Raw genomic sequence first — 16,431 nt, 5'->3', positions numbered from 1 at the left:
GTAAGGGCCAACATTTTCACAACGGCCATTTAATCTCACCTTCCGGAATCAGGGGCCTAATTAGATAAAGGGCAGCCTGGCGCCGGTCATAATCGTACCGAACGTCCTCTATGATAGTGCAGAGATCACCTATCTCATACTCGAGCAGCGTAAGATAGGCCATCACAGTGGCAAAATCAACCCTGCCGGCCCTGAAGACTCTTCGGGCCGCCTCTCGGATAGCCCTTTTACAATCTCTTTCAAAGGAGATATCGCTTTTTGAGTAAGGGTGCTCAAACAAATTACCATAAACGGAAGTTTCTAGATTGCCCCAAAAATCATCAACATCGGATGATCTAGCCAAAGCCCTCAATGCGCTTCTGGTAAACTTGTAACGGCGGGGCAGAAGCTGCGCCAGTCGCTGCTCTGGTGTAAGGTCGTAAAACCTAAGACCTCTGTATATCCACATGACGTTTGTAAGATCCACGTACAAACCTATTATCTTCAATACAGATCGGCGCTCTAAGTATGGAAGGGCATAGGCTGCATCGAAAAGGTTTGTCATCGTTGTCGTATCTATAGCCATCTCAACGTGAAACATGTTTTCCTTTCCAGAGGCCAAACGCTTCAAGGGTTCTTTAAGAGGCTTTTCATAGATGGTTCCCTTCAACGCTTCGAAAGCATCGGAAAAATCCCTGCTTGACAGAAGCAAATCAAAGGGTAGGGAAGTATCTCCCAAAGAGAGCAACCACATCCTGAGGTTTTCCCTATTACCTCTCCTTGTCAGGAGATACCTGAGAGTTCTTTTAAGCGCCGAAGCTTCATACCTTTTTATCCACGCAACCAGGAAATGCTTATATTTTCCTCGCATGGTTCGTAGAAATGTTTTAGCTTGCTCAAGGGGGATTATTTTTAGGCGGGATTCCAACTGTACCCTACCTTCATCTTCGGGACGAATAAACTTTACGGCATCCTTGTACCCCAAAGTTTTAGCAAGTTGTTCCAATATTTCAGGCACATCATCGCACATGAGGATCTGCCACATCTCCTCATCCTTGAGAAGCTTGGCGTATAAAACGTGGGAGAATACTCCCGCGGAGACTCGCTCTCCCAAAGAAAAGAAAGACACTATATCTCCCTTTCCTTGCTTTTCAATATTTTTGCTACATGCTCTTTGACCAAGGAATCTACGACCGCCTCCACTACCTCATTGAAACGTCGCCTGGCCCTCTGTCTCTCCATTTTTCCAACCTCCAAGATCTGCTTCGCTTCCTCCTCAGCGGCTGACCTTGCGCTTTCAATAATGGCTTTGGCCTTTTCCTTAGCTCCATTTAATCTCCGCTGCCGCTCCATTGCTATTTTCTCGTTGGCCGCCTTTTTTATTCTCTCTGCCTCGGCCTTGGCCTCTTCTACTTCTCTTGCGCCTTCACTCTCGGCACCAAGCAAGACCGCTAAAGCTTCCTGCAGTGAGGGCATGTTTACCCCTCCCTCTTAATCTTTTGTTTCTTCGCAGTCTTCATACGGACGAAGTCTTCTCGCTCGCTTTCCTCTAAAACGGAGGATATTTCTGAAATCGAAGCTTGGGTTAGGGGGATTACAACCTTCTCCAAAGCGTTTACACGCCTATTGGTGCGTCTGACTTGAACGGCCAGCCTGTAAACGGCGTTCTCCACTTCCGCAAGTTGAGAGAGAATCGATCGAACTTTGCAAAAAGCAAGGTAGGCTTCATCCATGGAACTAGAGGTCTCCAGAAAAGAATATGCAGGGTTCGCTTTGGGCTCTAAGGGGTCCACTTCCGGAACTTCCACACCCATTACCGACCTCAGGCGTATGACGAAACGCCGCTCCTCTGGTATAGAATGGGCTATCTCCTCCACGGTCTCAACGCCTAAAGATATGTTTGCACGCTGAAGAGCAGAATAAGCCTCCTGAAAGACCTCTGCTACCTCTTTCTGAACTTTCCTGGCCTTAGCTATGGTGGAGCTCAACTCCAACATCAAAATTTGGCGCTTTTGCTCCAACAATGCGTGCCCTTTTTGGGCCATTTTCAGCTTTTTTGCGAGCCTGAACAGGTTTCCTCTCGTTGGAACAACCTTTACGGCCACACAAGCTACCCCCTTATTTGGAGTTGTTTTTAATTTATTATACAACCATTATACAGCCCAAATTACCGCTAGAAAAGGTCATCCAACTCTCTTGATCACCCCAAAAGGGGGTCTATTTATCGTTTTTCTTGAGTTTCTTATAATCTTCTATGCTCTCCAACAGGTGTTTTCGCATAAGGTGCCTTGCCTTTTCTGGCTTCCTGTTCGCTATATGCTCCACAATCTGTTTGTGGGCCTTTATCATCTTTTCCCAGATCTTTTCATCAAATTCCCAATATTTCTTTCTGTGTTCGTTGATCTCCGTTTTTATAGACCTTAGAAGCTTGAGAGCAAAATTATTTCCCGCTATCTCCGCTATAGCCTCATGAAAGTCTGAATGAACCATCAGTTCTTCCTGATCTGAAGGATGATATTTGCCATTTGCTCTAGTGCTTTTTGCTACTATTTCCTCCAGTCTTCTTATATCTTCAGCTGTTGCCCTCTCAGCAGCCAGGTAAGCCAAGTCGCTTTCTAGCGCCGCTCTTACCTGCATAAGCTCTATCCATGCCCTTTCCTCATTCATGTAGTCGAAGAGTTCATAAGCCATTATTTTCCGCAGGGCTACAGGAGAGACAAAGGTTCCTTGGCCTGGCCTCGCCTCCAGGATACCCGACACCGCCAAGGATTTTGTTGCCTCCCTAACGCAGTTTCTGCCAACCTGGAATCTTTCAGCCAGTTCCATCTCGCTTGGGATCTTATCCCCAACCTTCCAAACTCCATTTTTTATAGCCAAGAGCATCTGTTCTGTTACTTCCTTATAAAGTGTCGATCTTTCAGCAGGTTTCAGCAAACCCATCACTCCTCACAACAAAAGGATGAACAACTATCAGCAAGATCTTATTTCACAAGCACAGTTTGTTTTTTGTATTCATTATACAAAAACAAACTGTTTGACACTCAGAATACTTAAGCTTATTATACCATCATGTAAATATCCTACATTAGGATGTTGTGTTAATCCCTCTAGAAACAAGGCAGACTCATCTGTCTGAACAATTATTATATAACATTTAAATGTTAGGAGGGGTCATCTTGTTGGAAAGCTCTGGATACACAGGTTTTCTTGGATGGGTAGAGAAAACCCAACGCTTTCTTTTGACTGTCTTAATGGTAGCCATAGCTGTTATGGTCTTCGCTCAGGTTATTTTGCGCTACGTCTTCAAAGCTCCTCTTATGGGCATCGAGGAGATGCTTCTTTTTCCTTCCGTTTGGCTTTACTTCATAGGAGCCATGAATGCTTCCCTTGAAAGAAGCCAAATAGTGGCTAGGGTCCTGGAGGTCTTCCTAAAGAAGGAAAAATCTGTCTATTTGGTAAGATCCATAGCCTCGGTCATATCCCTAATAGTTGCCATTTGGCTAACCTACTGGGGGTGGGATTTCCTCAAATATTCCTTGCGGGTTGGTAAGGTAAGTCCCACACTCTACATACCCACTATATACTCCGACGCAATGGTCTTCATAGCCCTCGTTGTAATTTCCTTTTACACCTTCCTGGAACTAGTTCACAACTTTGACCTCTTCAAAAAAGCACAATCCTCTGAAAGGAGAATCCTATCATGATGTCCACCGTAATAATTTCTCTTCTGGTCGTTGTTGCGTGCCTCACTTTGGGTGTGCCTCTGCCCTTCTGTTTCGGAGGTGGCCTCATGGTGATGAGCATCTTGGGCGGAGCAACAATGAAAGGCATGATGCTTTGGGGACTTGGACAGATCACAAACCCTGTCCTTTTATGCGTTCCTCTTTTTATCTTTGCAGGAACCCTTATGAGTGAAAGCGGCATAGCAAAGTACCTTCTTGACTTTGTAAACGTCTTTGTCGGAAGAATGAGAGGCGGCCTGGGGGTAGTGGCCTCCATTAGCTGCGCAATAATCGGCGCCATATCCGGTAGCGGCTTCACCGGAGTTGCAGCTACGGGCCCGATATTGATTCCCCGAATGGAACAGGAAGGATACCCCAGAGGATACGCAACAGCCCTGGTAACAGATTCCTCAATTTTGGGCTTACTGATTCCACCAAGCGTCGTCATGATAGTTTACGGCTGGGTCACTGAAACCTCCATACTTGCGTGCTTCCTTGCTACTGTAGGACCTGGTCTTTTGATAACCTTCCTTTTCGCCCTCATAAACGTCATATGGGCAAGGAAATTTGATCTAAAACTGGAGCCCAAGCTGCCTCCAAAGGAAAAGTGGAACGAAATAAAAAGGAGAACCCGTCTTGCCTTGCCTGCCTTGATGATGCCATTCATCATCCTTGGAGGCATATACGGAGGAATCATGACTCCCACAGAGGCTGCGGCCGTCGCCGTCATCTATTCTATTCCGGTGGGCTTCTTCGTGTATAAAGGCCTTACCCTCAAAAACTTTTACGAAATAGCTTGGAACTCCGCTACATCCGTCGGAGCGATACTCATCATGATCCTTTTCTGCTTGATGTTGAGCCAAACTTACGTCATGCTGAGGGTTCCTCAGGCTCTTGTTCAAGTTATATTCGACATAACCCAGAACAAAGTCGTACTCCTGGTTATGATCAACATCCTATTGTTCTTCGTGGGCATGATAGTAAACGATATAACTGGCGTCATCCTCATCGCACCCCTACTTCTTCCCCTCGTACAGGCCATAGGGATACATCCCATTCAGTTCGCGGCAATAATGGGCGTAAATCTGGCAATGGGTGGAGTTACGCCACCGTATGCCAGCATCCTTTACCTCGGCATGAGGATCGGTAAAGTCGAATTCATGGAGATAGTCAAACCAGCTATGATCTTGTTGCTTCTTGGTTACGTACCCGTGGTCTTTTTGACGTCCTTCTGGCCTGACCTATCTCTCTTCTTGCCGAGACTTCTAGGTTACCTTTAAGGGGGAGTTATAGGTGAAGAAAAAGATAGCAGTCTTAGGAGCAGGTAATGGGGGACAAGCGCTGAGTGCTCACCTTGCAATGATGGGCAACTCAGTAAGGCTTTACGAGCTGCCCGACTTCGCGGATAAGCTCTCCCCGATTCAAAAGGCAAAAGGAGTGAAGCTGACCGGAGCGATTAACGGTTTTGGAAAACTAGAGGCTGTCACATCTAACATGAAAGAGGCCTTGGAAGGGGCTAAGATCGTATATATCGTGGTCCCTTCCTTCGGGCAGATGCCGATAGTCGCAGAAGCCGTACCATACCTGGAGGAAGGAAGCACAGTAATCTTTATTCCAGGCAATTTCGGCAGCTTGGAAGCGGCAAACTACATGGGTGAAAAAAGGACCGCATTGAACGTAACACTAGGTGAGACAGACACACTCCCCTACGCATGCAGAGCGGTCGAACCCGGAGTAGTAAACGTTTGGGGACTTAAAAAATCTATAGCCGTATCCGCTTTCCCTGGAGAGAGAACTAATGCCATGATTAACGATATACAGGAGTACTTCCCTATACCCCTCAGGGCTGCAAAAAACGTACTGGAGATAGGCTTCTCAAACATGAACATGATAGTCCACCCAACCACCGTGCTGCTTAACGCTGGAAGGATAGAGTCCACTGGCGGCGATTTCCGATTTTATACCGATGGAGTTACGCCCTCCGTTGGCAAGCTTCAAGAGCTCATGGATAAAGAGAGGCTGCAGATAGCAAGAGCTTATGGACTTAACCTCCTTTCTGCGATTGAGTGGATAAAAACAGCTTACCCTGTTGAAGGAGAAAGCATATATGAACTTCTAGCTAAAAATCCCGTATACGCAGGACACGGCTCCGACGCCCCTAAAGAAATTAGACATAGGTACCTCACAGAAGACATACCTAACTTGCTGGTGCCGCTAGCCGACTTTGCAGAAACCGCCAACGTAGAGACTCCCATAATAGACAGCATCATAACCTTATGCTCAGCCCTACTGGACGAACCATTCAAAGAAACGGGAAGGAATCTTAAAAAATTGGGCCTTGACGGATTGGAGGTGAAAGACCTGATACGGTACATCGAAAAGGGTTACTAAAGTAGCAGATAAGCTAAACCAAGGAAAGAGAAAGGAGAGAAAACAAAATGAGAAAAGCCATATGGTTAATTGTAGCACTGGCCTTTATCCTCGGGGCCTCAGCAGGAGCGGCTCTGGCAGCGCCTAAGTACGTGTGGAAACTATCCCACGTTCGCCCACAGGGAACAACTATTGACAAAGATGTACATTGGTTCGCTGATAAGGTCTTTGAAGATTCAAAAGGTCAAATTAAGATAGAAATATACCCCGCCAGCCAATTGGGTGACTACACCGTCGTTCACGAAAGGATAAGCGTCGGCGCCATAGAGATGGCCTGCCAGCCTCCTGGGGTTGCAGCCGATAGGAGAATCCAGATATTGAATCTACCCTATATGGTTGCGACATGGGAGCAGGCAAAGAAAGTTTACGCCTCTGGAAGCCCTCTTATGAACACTGCTGCAGAGCTTTTCGCAAAGCAGGACATAAAGTATCTTGCCGCTTATCCCGTTTACTTTGGCGGCATCGCCCTCAATGTTGAGCCAGTAGCGCCCGGAGATCCCGACGTTAAGAAAGGCATAAAGGTTCGTGTTCCTCCACTCAAATCCTTCCAGCTTCTGGCCAACGCCATGGGATACCAGGCTACGCCTATACCCTTCTCCGAAGCGTTCACTGCTATCCAGACCGGCATAGTGGATGGAATAATCGGCTCCGGTGCTGAAGGATACTACGCCAACTTCAGAGACGTAATAAAATACTACATACCTGCTAACACCCACTTTGAACAGTGGTATCTGTACATGAACATGGAAGCATTCAACAAACTCCCCAAGGATCTACAGGAAGTAGTGCTCAACGCCGCTAAAGAATTTGAAGCCAGAAGAATGGTACAGGCTGAAAAGGATCAGGCCGCCAACGAGCAGCGCCTAGCAGACTACGGCATCACCATAGTTCCCCTCTCTGACGAGGAATTGAACAACATCGCAAAGAAAGTAAGAGCCGAAGTGTGGCCCGAGATAAAGAAGGACCTCGGCGAGGAGTGGGCTGACAGCGTTCTCAAAAATATCGTCGAGTAAGCTTCAATATTTCCCTGGGAAGCATCTTCCCAGGGAAATATTTTAACCATGCCAATTGTGGGATATTAGTATCATGGTATTTAGTATTTATCTAAGGAAGGAGGACATCCACCTTGAAGTTCGCCGTTTTAGGTAGTGGAAATGGAGCAAGAGCATGGTGTGCCCAGATTGCAGCGAAAAATTACCCCGTAATAATGTGGGAGCCCCTGGAGGAAACTGAGGATTTCAAAAAAATAAGAGAAGAAAAGGAAATGTTCCTCGAAGGCGATATAAATGTTGGTGGTAAACTCCTCGGAGCCACCATGGACATTGCCGAAGCAGTGAAAGGAGCTTCCTTCATTCTGGTGATAGTTCCTTCGTTTGCCCATGAGCCTATTTTCAAGAAAATGATCCCCTATTTGGAGGACGGCCAAAACATAGTAATCGTTCCAGGTAACTTCGGCGGCCTAAGGCTCAGGAAGATGATGAAAGAGGCCGGTATAGAAAAGAATATAACCATTTCTGAGACCGCCTCCATGCCCTATGCTTGCAGGATAGACACATACAACAAGGTAATGGTTTACAAGAAGAAGTTCTCCATGAAGATGGGGACCTCACCAAGCAGCAAGAACGAAGAGATCCTCGCAGTGATGAACGACATATTTGATGGATATGTAAAATACCTACCTGCTGAAAACCTGTTGGAGGTGGATTTCGACAACATTAACTACACCCTGCACCCCTTCCCCGTCCTACTTAACTACGGAGAAATAGAGAAGAACGGAAAAACCTTCCGCCATTACATTGACGGCATCACTCCAATCATCTCCGAAAAAATGCACAAGCTGGACGAAGAAAGAATAATGGCAGGTAAGGCCTTAGGTCTCAACCTTCAGGATTGTCTTTCTCAACTTAAGATGTACTACGGAGACAACGATGCAAAGACCATATATGAATACGTAAACAGTGACGAATCCCCTTACAAGGACCTGGTAGGACAAAGCGTATACGGCAGATACCTAACAGAGGACGTGCCTGGGGTCATAGTTCCAATACTGCTTTTGGCCCAAAAAGCCGGGTTAGAACTTCCTGTGGCAGAGCTCGTTGTTAAACTTGCATCTTTCCTCCACGACAAAGATTACCTTGCTACTGGAACCACATTGGAGACCCTGGGTATAGAGGATCTTTCTATCCCTGAGATAATAAACCTGACCTCATAACTAGCTCAATCCCTCCTTTTCCCGTTGGCCTCCGTGGGCAAGTAACCGCGGAGGCCTTTTTAACCTAAACTTTTCTGCCATAATTCATCCTATCCATAATATTTACGGCAACAAGTCCCTTTGAGGATACAGAAAACATACGGATTTTAAATTTTTATCTTAATATATTTTGCATATACGAGGGGAGGGATTATTTATGAAAAGGGAGCAATCTTGGAACATGGGCACCCTGTCCGTATGGGGGGGAGAAAAGCAGGCGGCAAATGGAGAACCAACTCAGGTACCAGTAGTGCACAGCGTTTCCTTTGGCTACCAAGACGTAGACGAATGGTTAAAGGCAGCTTTAGGTTTAAGGGAGGGGCACATATACAGCAGGAACACAAATCCAACGGTGGAAATTCTGGAGGAGAAAATACGAATCTTAGAAGGAGCCGAAGAGGCAACCAGCTTTTCAACGGGCATGGGTGCAATAAGCGGACTGCTTTTTGGTCTTCTCACCAAGGGGCAAAGGGTGGTCAGTATCAGGGACACGTACGGAGGGACCAGTAAAATATTCATGGAGTTTTTCCCAAAGGCAGGCCTAGAAGCTGTGCTCTGCCCCACTACCGATTTTGAACGAATCGAAGAAGAAATAGAAAAGGGATGCGACCTACTCTACTTGGAAACACCCACAAATCCAACGATGAAAATCGTGGACATCAAGAGGCTATCAGAAAAAGCCAAGGCAAAAGGAGCTATAGTTGCTTGTGACAATACCTTTGCCACGCCCATAAACCAAAATCCTCTGTTACTAGGGGCCGATTTGGTCGTACATAGTGCAACCAAATACCTTGGCGGACACGCAGATGCCTTAGGCGGATTGGTCTGTGGCAAAAAGGAGTTGATAGATAAAATTTTCCATTACAAAGAGATAACCGGAGCTACCCTTCACCCCATGTCGGCATATCTTATCTTAAGAGGCATGAAGACCCTGGAGCTGAGGGTAAAAAGGCAAAACGAAAACGCCATGGCTATAGCAAAATTCCTGGAAAAACACCCGAAGGTAGAAAAAGTTTTCTACCCAGGGCTTGAGTCCCACGAAGGATACGAAATAGCCAAACGTCAAATGAAAGGTTACGGCGGAATGCTGAGCTTTACCCTTATTGGCGATTCCTTTGAAACCGTAAAGAGGTTCTTGCCCAAATTGAAGTTGGCTCACAAAGCTGCAAACCTGGGAGCCGTAGAGACCATAGCCGGAGTCCCAGCTACGACAAGCCACGTAGAATGCACTGCTGAAGAAAGAAAATCCCTCGGCATACCTGAAACCCTCATACGCTACTCCGTTGGTATCGAAAACTCAGAAGATCTCATAGCAGACCTTGATTCAGCTCTCAAAGAGGTCTAAAATCATGGTAACCTTTGGAAGGCCCATCATAAGCAAACAGGGCCTTCCAAATTTTATTCCATATCACTTCACATTTTATATCCAGCCAAATGGAGGTAACCATGGGAAGGAAAAAGAACTCATCGACAAGCATCATAGATGACATAAACAAAAAGATCATCAAGATACTGCACAAGGACGCCAAAGCCTCCCTAAAAGAAATAGGAGCAGAAGTAGGTCTCTCTTGTTCCAGCGTCGGAGAAAGGATAAAGAAGCTGGAACAACTGGGGATAATAAGGGGATACTCTGCTTTGATCGATGAGGAGATGCTAGGATTTCCCATAATAGCCATTATCGCTATGCAGTGTCATTCCCCACAGAAGGAAAAAGACCTGCTTCAAAAGCTCCCCTCAGAAAGTGCTGTAAGGCAGTTCTGGAACGTGACCGGTGACATAGACATATACATGGAAGCCGCCTTCCCATCCATGAAGGAGCTCAACGAATTTCTCCATAAGCTGTACGATTTTGGCAAGCCTTCCACTTCTATAGCCATAAATAAACCCTGTAAAACATTTAGCCTGTAGAACCCCAAAGGGCCGTTGGCAGAAGCTGCACGCCAACGGCCCTTTTTTGCATTACTCCTTTACGAGATCTCTTAAAGCTTTTATGGCATCCTCATAGTCAGGTTCATTGGTCTGTTCCTTAACGATTTGGACATACCTAACCACGTCGTTTTTGTCTACGATGAAGATGGACCTAGCAAGAAGCCTGAGCTCCTTTATAAGCACTCCCCAGTTCTGGCCAAAGGAAGCTTCCCTGTGATCCGAAAGGACTTCTACATTCTTTATACCTTTTGCTGCACAAAATCTTTTGATGGCAAAAGGAAGGTCCATGGATATGTTCAAGACCACCACATCGTCAGGTTCCGAAGAGGCATCCTCGTTGAACCATTGAAGTTGTAAGTCACATACAGGCGTATCTAGCGAAGGCGTTACAGATATGACCTTGTATTTACCTTTGTACGAATCCAGCGTCCTTGTTTCCATATTTTCATTTAACACCACAAAATCAGGCGCCTTATCGCCTTCCTTCAACTCATTCCCTACCAAAGTAAGTGGATTCCCTTTCATGGTTATGACACCTTTGCGCTCCATAAAGCTCACCTCCGACAAATTAAATAAACATGCTCAGTTATTATAACATTTCTCTTTATCAATCTAATGCCATACATTCTATGGACCTGGGGCATACACAGGAAAAGAGCTGAGAGAAACGAACAAATATAAAACAAACCAGGCTGCAAAAAACAAAAAAGCAAAATATGAACTAACTTTCCCAGAATCACGGGTCAAAAGAACACGATGGGCATTATGAACAGGTTCGCTTTTAGCTTTAAATAACGTCAACGTGCCTATTCCTATCAGGAGCCAAACGCTCCCTAAAAGGGCCCCTGCCAAAACGTCGCTAAAATAGTGAACACCCAAATATAAACGGCTAAAACCCACCAAAGAAACTATTCCCAACCAAAAAATGAATACTCCCGCCCTAAAGAGCGGATTTCTTATTTTTTGCAATAATAAAAAAAACACAAAACCGTAGAAGCATGCCGTATGAGATGTGTGACCGCTCGGGAAGGAATAGCCTAAGATGTCCGAGATCCCAAAGGGGCGTTGTCTTTTCACTAATTCTTTAACAAAAGCAGTGGAGACAGAACACCCCCCCATGGAGACAAGGAAAGAAAAAAATAGATCCTTTCTTTTTTCAATAAGAAGATACAAAGCCACCAATATGGTTCCACATAAAATAATCTGCCAATTTCCCAGCAGGGTGATTTTGCTGAACAACCCCATGCCCCAACTGTCCCTAATTTCCATCATTTTTATAGCAATGTAATGATCTAAGGAGACTACATATCCCATTAGCAACCTCCAATATCATATGGATACATATTTTATCAAACGAATACACAAAAACAACAAAGCTGAAGGCAGCCTTGATACTATGGATGTGACACATCCAATACAATGCTGAAAATAAAAAACCCCGGGCTATGCCCGGGGCTATCTGTCTTTTTGGTGCCGGAGGGGAGACTCGAACTCCCACAGACCCAAGGTCCGGCGGATTTTGAGTCCGCTGCGTCTACCAATTCCGCCACTCCGGCAGCGCAAGAATATTTTGTTATTCATTGGCCTTTTTGTCAACCTCTAAGGGGAATTTTTTTACTTTTCAATACAACTTCCACACACAAAGAAAACAATATCACAGTTTATACACATCCGGCCGTCTGTCCTGTAAAACTGGTATGGCCTCTCTTGCCTTTTCAAGCACACTAAAGTCTATATGAGCCTCAACTATACCCTCATCACCAGTTAGTTCCGCAAGGACCTGCCCTAAGGGGTCCACCGCCATTGATCCTCCCACAAAGGCGTTCTGGTCCTCCACCCCTACCCTGTTAGCAGCAACCATAAATACTTGGTTTTCTATGGCTCGGGCTGTCATTAAGGTTTTCCAGTGGTGAATTCTAGGTTCGGGCCATTGGGCTGGAACGAAAATGACTTGGCTTCCTTTTAGCGTCAACTCCCTTGCCAGTTCGGGAAAACGCAGATCGTAACAAATCATGGCCCCGCATTTTATCCCATCCAATTCGAAAAGGCAGACCTTTTTGCCTGGGGTTATGTACTTATCCTCATCCATGAGGCCAAACAGGTGGATCTTATCGTACTCTGCTATTTTTTCTCCTTCCCTGTTGAACACCATCAATCTGTTGTAGGCTTTCTTGCACCTTATCGCCGCGACAGAACCAGCTACTATGTTAACCTTAAACTCCTTGGCAAGGGAGGAGATCAAATCTTTCGTCCTTTTTCCATTGGAGTCCCCTATCTCCAAAATCTCCTCCAACGCGTAAGAAGTGTTCCACATTTCCGGCAGCAAAATAACATCAGGTCCCGATAAAGCCGCCTCTCTTATCTTCGATTCAACCGTCCTGAAATTCTCGTCAGGATTCCCTTTTACGATATTCATCTGTATGATTGAAATTTTCATCGCTTTTCCTCCTTTCAATTTAGCATCATATATTTTTTACTGTACCATCTATTCATCGGTACTGCTAGAATATATCTATTATCCTTGGAGGTGAAGAAGATGCCCTTGGAAAAAATGCCAGGCTACGACGGTTGCTTCGTATGCGACAAAAGGGGCAAAAACCCAAGGTCTCTTGGCGTAAGCATATATTGGGACCCCGAAAATCAAGAAATCAACATTCCTTTCCGACCTGATGAAACTTGGTGCGGTTTTGAAGGGATAGTGCACGGGGGAATCCTAGCCGCTTTGGTGGACGACGCTATGTCTTGGGCACTTAAAAAGACCACAAAATCCTTTGGTTTCACAGCTTCCTTATCAGTACGGTACCTTAGGCCAGTGAAGGCAGGAGATTCCTATACAGCCGTAGGGACAGTCCATCACCAAGAAGGGAAGAAAGTCCAAACCAAAGCCCGGATAATTGACGAGAAGGGAAAAGTACACGTAGACGCAAAGGCCCTTTTCGTGCTGCAAAAAGAATAACAGAATAAACAAACTTAGGAGGATTATAAAAATGAACAAAATCATCATTAGGCACTACAGCGCGACTGCCCCAAGATGCCAGCCAGTTGACCAGACCATTGATACCCTTCAAAAAGTTGTTTCCGAGATGAATCCGAAACTCGAAAACATAGGATTCAACTTGGAGCTAGAGCTTATCAGGGATGATAAGTGCAAAGTGGAGGATATAAACAAGGTAACTCTATCATGCCAAGAAATGGACTTCGAAGAAACTCCCCTGGAGGAGATCATCGGAGTCCCCGTGGACATGGAGCTCTGCCCATGCCAAGAAAGCTCAGGAGAATGTAGAGCCCTAGTAGTAGAAGGCAAAGCATTCCAATCCTTGCCACCTGGGCTGATCCTAGATGGTATATTGAGAGTTGCCTTCTCTGCTCTGGAACAGCTAGGTGGAGGTTGCGGCCACAGCTGCGATGGCTGCCACGGATGTGGGGGATAAAACATGGATATCCCATGGATAACCACGAAAAAGGGCGACAAAGGACTCACCACTCTGGGCAACGGTGAAAAAGTACCTAAAGATCACCCCAGAGTGGAGCTATACGGAACTCTAGATGAGTGCCAAGCCGCCATAGGTATAGCAAGGGCCCACTGTGCTTTTGAGGAAATAAATGCACATCTACTTGAGATAGAAAACATGCTTGGCACTTTAATGGGACATCTCTCACTTTTCCCAGGTGTTCCATGTCCCGAATATCAGGCCCTAGAGAAAATAATATCTCACGTAGGAACCATCGTAGGCGAAAAAAAAACATATCTTTTTAAGACCTGGAGACTCCAAAGTAGGCTCTTTTCTCCACTTGGCACGCACTATTGCCCGAAGGGCAGAGAGAAAGGCCGTCAAGCTTTACCGAGAGGGAAAGATTGAGGATAAAAGCTACATATTCATAAACCGCCTCTCTGACGCCATATTCGCTCTTGCCCTTTGGCTCAACATGGAGGAGAAACAGAGCAGCGCCGACTAAAATAATTAGCCGTTAAAAAAACACCTCTTGCAACTTTAACTTACAACCCGTAGAACAAAGCATTAAGTTTATTGTATAATGGGTTATGTATACGGCTATATTTGAGGGGAGGCTCTTTTTTAATGACTAATAATCCTTTTACTCCGGCAAAGAACATGGATCTGAGGGAGATAGTGTATCAAAAAATCAAGGAAGCCATAGTGGAAGGCCTTATAAAACCGGGAGAGCGTCTTTCTGAAGTCGAGATAGCAGATAAGCTTGCCGTTTCAAGGACGCCTGTAAGGGAGGCCATTCGACAGCTTGCTCAAACGGGGCTTGTAACCTTGGAACCTAGAAAAGGGGCCTTTGTGACCCTCCCCACACTAAAAGACGCAGAGGACCTGTACGACTTGAGAGCCACCCTTGAGCTCATGGCTTTGAGGTACGTCATAAAGAACCCGCCACGTGAAACTCTCGAAAAGTATCGAGAGATCTTTGCGGCAATAAACGAGAAAACCCCAACCAAACACTACCTAACAGAAGATAGAAAGTTCCATAACATGCTTTACGAGGCATCGGGCAACAAGTACCTCCATAAAATGTTGAACAACATATCGGATCTGATCAACCTCTGTCGTCACTACTCTGTCGAAGGCACCCCTCTCACTACCTTCGCCTACGAACATATTTTGATCATCGACGCCATCCTGGATCAAGATTGGGAAAGGGCAGAAAAGGAAATGAAGGCTCATATGGCTCGCACCAAGGAAGGTCTTTTGTCCTACTTAAGAAACCATCCTGACATGAAAGAAAAATAACCCAAAATGGCACCTACTACCACTTCTATAGGTTTCGCACTGGCATTCATGGCTGCATTCACATGGTCGATAGCTCCAGTGTTTTACAGAAGAGCTATCGACTATGTTTCTTATTTTGGCCTTGGAGCAATAAGATGCATAGGCTACATAGTCAGCGCAGCAATTTTCCTGTTCATAACGATGGGATTAAAAAGCTTTGCTTTCCCTGGCATTAAACTTTTTGCCATAGTATTCATATGCTCAAATATATGGTTGGTTGTAGGAGATCTATTCTACTTCGCAGCCCTGCACAGGTTAGGGGTTTCTCTATGTGTTCCCATAACTTCTGCTTACCCTCTGCTAGCTGTCCCGGCATCTTGGATATTCCTGAACTCACCCTTCAACGCAATGATCCTGGCAGCAGCAATCTTGATAGTACTAGGAGTGATACTTCTTTCCAGTAGCAGGGGTTCTATCATTCCTTCTGCTGTCTCTTTTGGAGGACTTTTTGCTGCAGTGCTCGCTATGAGCTGTTGGACCTTCGGTATAATCACAAACAAGCTTTTGATGGAGTATCTATCAGCTCCACAACTTGAGTGGTGGCGGGCAGTCTCAGTAACTATAGGCTCTTGGGCAATATTTATTGCAAATAAAAACACAAAAGATATCAAAAACATCTCTTTCGGCAACATTATGGAAATAGCCCTGGCTGGAGCTCTTGGACTAACCATAGGCAACTTGCTTTTCACCTACAGTTTCAAATTCATAAGCGTGGAAGTATCTACCTGCATAGTTTCTGCAAGGCCATTCATAGCCGCACTGGTGGCTTTTTTTGTCCTCAATGAAAAACTTACAAAAATAAAGTTAGCGGGAGTATCATTGGTGACAGCAGGTATTGTTTTAATATCCATATAAAACCATTAATGGCTGTGTTCTACCAAAGAGGAGGTAAACCAACCAATGGCTATTAAGTTCTTTCTCTACAAGTTGATAAAAAGTCTGTTGGTTCCTCCAGGATGTTTTTCCACTGTTCTGGCATTATTGGGCCTTTCATGCCTTCTGAAAAAACATAAGGGAAAAGCCCTGGGAGGAATGTTACTAATCCTTTCCTTGGCTTTTTGGTTTCTGGCAACTCCCATAGGAGAAAGGTTTATATTGCTTCCCCTAGAGAAAGCTGTCACTCCGTCACTTCCTGAAGCTCCTCAAAACCCCGTAATAGTCCTTTTGGATGGAGGATGCAGATACGGCAAAACTCCTGAAGAGACCGAACCAGGCCCCTACACTGTCCAAAGAGCTGTGGGAGCCTTCCTACTCGCCCAAAAGAACCAGTGGCCCATAATAGTCACAGGAAGCTACGGAGGTGGTAAATATCCTATCTCCGCTGCCA

At 45.5% G+C, this 16,431-nt stretch carries 20 protein-coding genes, 1 tRNA gene and 1 pseudogene; 14 read left to right on the top strand and 8 right to left on the bottom strand.

The window, feature by feature from the left end:
- Window positions 1-16 precede the first annotated feature (16 nt).
- From V7Z69_RS03135 to V7Z69_RS03120, 4 genes are all read right to left on the bottom strand, one after another.
- The gene (locus V7Z69_RS03135; RefSeq protein WP_334138502.1) at window positions 17-1,108 is read right to left on the bottom strand and encodes a V-type ATPase subunit; all 1,092 of its coding nucleotides are present in this window, start codon (window positions 1,106-1,108) and stop codon (window positions 17-19) included.
- A complete protein-coding gene (locus V7Z69_RS03130; protein ID WP_014163633.1) occupies window positions 1,108-1,455 on the bottom strand; it encodes a hypothetical protein in 348 nt (115 codons plus the stop codon). Before V7Z69_RS03130 ends, V7Z69_RS03135 begins: the two co-directional genes overlap by 1 nt.
- Window positions 1,456-1,457: 2 nt before the next feature.
- Complete coding sequence (locus V7Z69_RS03125; RefSeq protein ID WP_014163634.1) at window positions 1,458-2,084, bottom strand: V-type ATP synthase subunit D; 627 nt, start codon at window positions 2,082-2,084, stop codon at window positions 1,458-1,460.
- Between the two features lie 112 nt (window positions 2,085-2,196).
- A complete protein-coding gene (locus V7Z69_RS03120; RefSeq protein WP_334138499.1) occupies window positions 2,197-2,913 on the bottom strand; it encodes a FadR/GntR family transcriptional regulator in 717 nt (238 codons plus the stop codon).
- 242 nt (window positions 2,914-3,155) lie between these two features.
- Between V7Z69_RS03120 and V7Z69_RS03115 the strand changes: the two genes are divergently transcribed.
- From V7Z69_RS03115 to V7Z69_RS03085, 7 genes are all read left to right on the top strand, one after another.
- Complete coding sequence (locus V7Z69_RS03115) at window positions 3,156-3,683, top strand: TRAP transporter small permease (protein ID WP_014163636.1); 528 nt, start codon at window positions 3,156-3,158, stop codon at window positions 3,681-3,683.
- A complete protein-coding gene (locus V7Z69_RS03110; protein WP_334138497.1) occupies window positions 3,680-4,981 on the top strand; it encodes a TRAP transporter large permease in 1,302 nt (433 codons plus the stop codon). The genes V7Z69_RS03115 and V7Z69_RS03110 overlap by 4 nt, the downstream gene beginning before the upstream one ends.
- Before the next feature lie 13 nt (window positions 4,982-4,994).
- Window positions 4,995-6,092 (top strand): NAD/NADP octopine/nopaline dehydrogenase family protein, encoded by a 1,098-nt coding sequence (locus V7Z69_RS03105; protein WP_334138495.1) that lies wholly within the window; start codon window positions 4,995-4,997, stop codon window positions 6,090-6,092.
- Between the two features lie 47 nt (window positions 6,093-6,139).
- Complete coding sequence (gene dctP / locus V7Z69_RS03100) at window positions 6,140-7,144, top strand: TRAP transporter substrate-binding protein DctP (protein WP_014163639.1); 1,005 nt, start codon at window positions 6,140-6,142, stop codon at window positions 7,142-7,144.
- A 113-nt stretch (window positions 7,145-7,257) separates the two neighbouring features.
- Window positions 7,258-8,343, top strand: coding sequence for an NAD/NADP-dependent octopine/nopaline dehydrogenase family protein (locus V7Z69_RS03095; RefSeq protein ID WP_014163640.1), 1,086 nt, complete (start codon window positions 7,258-7,260; stop codon window positions 8,341-8,343).
- A 196-nt stretch (window positions 8,344-8,539) separates the two neighbouring features.
- Window positions 8,540-9,727, top strand: a complete 1,188-nt coding sequence (locus tag V7Z69_RS03090) for a cystathionine gamma-synthase family protein (RefSeq protein ID WP_334138493.1) — start codon at window positions 8,540-8,542, stop codon at window positions 9,725-9,727.
- Window positions 9,728-9,828: 101 nt separating this feature from the next.
- Window positions 9,829-10,290, top strand: coding sequence for an Lrp/AsnC family transcriptional regulator (locus tag V7Z69_RS03085; protein WP_014163642.1), 462 nt, complete (start codon window positions 9,829-9,831; stop codon window positions 10,288-10,290).
- Between the two features lie 51 nt (window positions 10,291-10,341).
- Here the strand turns inward: V7Z69_RS03085 and tpx are convergent, their stop codons facing one another.
- The 4 genes from tpx to V7Z69_RS03070 all read right to left on the bottom strand — a co-directional run bounded on the left by tpx (window position 10,342) and on the right by V7Z69_RS03070 (window position 12,748).
- Window positions 10,342-10,860: a thiol peroxidase gene (gene tpx, locus V7Z69_RS03080; protein ID WP_014163643.1), complete on the bottom strand. Its 519-nt coding sequence runs from the start codon at window positions 10,858-10,860 to the stop codon at window positions 10,342-10,344.
- A gap of 78 nt (window positions 10,861-10,938) precedes the next feature.
- Window positions 10,939-11,556 (bottom strand): phosphatase PAP2 family protein, encoded by a 618-nt coding sequence (locus V7Z69_RS09930; protein WP_416376409.1) that lies wholly within the window; start codon window positions 11,554-11,556, stop codon window positions 10,939-10,941.
- A gap of 223 nt (window positions 11,557-11,779) precedes the next feature.
- Window positions 11,780-11,867: transfer RNA gene (locus tag V7Z69_RS03075), tRNA-Leu, on the bottom strand.
- A gap of 98 nt (window positions 11,868-11,965) precedes the next feature.
- Entirely contained in the window at window positions 11,966-12,748 is a 783-nt protein-coding gene (locus tag V7Z69_RS03070) for a carbon-nitrogen family hydrolase (RefSeq protein ID WP_014163645.1), read from the bottom strand.
- A 99-nt stretch (window positions 12,749-12,847) separates the two neighbouring features.
- Between V7Z69_RS03070 and V7Z69_RS03065 the strand changes: the two genes are divergently transcribed.
- The 7 genes and pseudogenes from V7Z69_RS03065 to V7Z69_RS03035 all read left to right on the top strand — a co-directional run.
- Entirely contained in the window at window positions 12,848-13,267 is a 420-nt protein-coding gene (locus V7Z69_RS03065) for a PaaI family thioesterase (RefSeq protein ID WP_014163646.1), read from the top strand.
- 31 nt (window positions 13,268-13,298) lie between these two features.
- Window positions 13,299-13,742 carry a DUF2703 domain-containing protein gene (locus V7Z69_RS03060; RefSeq protein WP_334138491.1) on the top strand — a complete coding sequence of 148 codons (444 nt, stop codon included), beginning with the start codon at window positions 13,299-13,301 and terminating at the stop codon, window positions 13,740-13,742.
- Window positions 13,743-13,745: 3 nt separating this feature from the next.
- On the top strand, window positions 13,746-14,171 hold the full coding sequence (locus V7Z69_RS03055) for an ATP:cob(I)alamin adenosyltransferase (RefSeq protein ID WP_334138489.1): 426 nt from the start codon (window positions 13,746-13,748) through the stop codon (window positions 14,169-14,171).
- The gene (locus V7Z69_RS03050; protein ID WP_334138488.1) at window positions 14,104-14,268 is read left to right on the top strand and encodes a hypothetical protein; all 165 of its coding nucleotides are present in this window, start codon (window positions 14,104-14,106) and stop codon (window positions 14,266-14,268) included. Before V7Z69_RS03055 ends, V7Z69_RS03050 begins: the two co-directional genes overlap by 68 nt.
- 122 nt (window positions 14,269-14,390) lie before the next feature.
- A complete protein-coding gene (locus V7Z69_RS03045) occupies window positions 14,391-15,065 on the top strand; it encodes a GntR family transcriptional regulator (protein ID WP_334138486.1) in 675 nt (224 codons plus the stop codon).
- Window positions 15,066-15,071: 6 nt separating this feature from the next.
- Window positions 15,072-15,959 carry a DMT family transporter gene (locus V7Z69_RS03040; RefSeq protein ID WP_014163650.1) on the top strand — a complete coding sequence of 296 codons (888 nt, stop codon included), beginning with the start codon at window positions 15,072-15,074 and terminating at the stop codon, window positions 15,957-15,959.
- Between the two features lie 45 nt (window positions 15,960-16,004).
- Window positions 16,005-16,431, top strand: a pseudogene (locus tag V7Z69_RS03035) (hypothetical protein); the annotation flags it as partial.

It is taken from the genome of Thermovirga lienii, assembly GCF_036847465.1.
In the GTDB taxonomy this organism is placed as follows: Bacteria; Synergistota; Synergistia; order Synergistales; family Thermovirgaceae; genus Thermovirga; species Thermovirga lienii.
The sequence above is the reverse complement of the archived record's forward strand: the minus strand, read 5'-3'. Positions and strand labels throughout refer to the sequence as shown.

Excerpts from the sequence above, each read along its gene's own strand:
- V7Z69_RS03090 (WP_334138493.1), top strand. The coding sequence starts at position 8,540 with ATGAAAAGGGAGCAATCTTGGAACATGGGCACCCTGTCCGTATGGGGG.
- V7Z69_RS03055 (WP_334138489.1), top strand. The coding sequence starts at position 13,746 with ATGGATATCCCATGGATAACCACGAAAAAGGGCGACAAAGGACTCACC.
- V7Z69_RS03065 (WP_014163646.1), top strand. The coding sequence starts at position 12,848 with ATGCCCTTGGAAAAAATGCCAGGCTACGACGGTTGCTTCGTATGCGAC.
- V7Z69_RS03110 (WP_334138497.1), top strand. The coding sequence starts at position 3,680 with ATGATGTCCACCGTAATAATTTCTCTTCTGGTCGTTGTTGCGTGCCTC.
- V7Z69_RS03060 (WP_334138491.1), top strand. The coding sequence starts at position 13,299 with ATGAACAAAATCATCATTAGGCACTACAGCGCGACTGCCCCAAGATGC.
- V7Z69_RS09930 (WP_416376409.1), bottom strand. The coding sequence starts at position 11,556 with ATGGGGTTGTTCAGCAAAATCACCCTGCTGGGAAATTGGCAGATTATT.
- V7Z69_RS03130 (WP_014163633.1), bottom strand. The coding sequence starts at position 1,455 with ATGCCCTCACTGCAGGAAGCTTTAGCGGTCTTGCTTGGTGCCGAGAGT.
- V7Z69_RS03040 (WP_014163650.1), top strand. The coding sequence starts at position 15,072 with ATGGCACCTACTACCACTTCTATAGGTTTCGCACTGGCATTCATGGCT.
- V7Z69_RS03045 (WP_334138486.1), top strand. The coding sequence starts at position 14,391 with ATGACTAATAATCCTTTTACTCCGGCAAAGAACATGGATCTGAGGGAG.
- V7Z69_RS03070 (WP_014163645.1), bottom strand. The coding sequence starts at position 12,748 with ATGAAAATTTCAATCATACAGATGAATATCGTAAAAGGGAATCCTGAC.
- dctP (WP_014163639.1), top strand. The coding sequence starts at position 6,140 with ATGAGAAAAGCCATATGGTTAATTGTAGCACTGGCCTTTATCCTCGGG.
- tpx (WP_014163643.1), bottom strand. The coding sequence starts at position 10,860 with ATGGAGCGCAAAGGTGTCATAACCATGAAAGGGAATCCACTTACTTTG.
- V7Z69_RS03085 (WP_014163642.1), top strand. The coding sequence starts at position 9,829 with ATGGGAAGGAAAAAGAACTCATCGACAAGCATCATAGATGACATAAAC.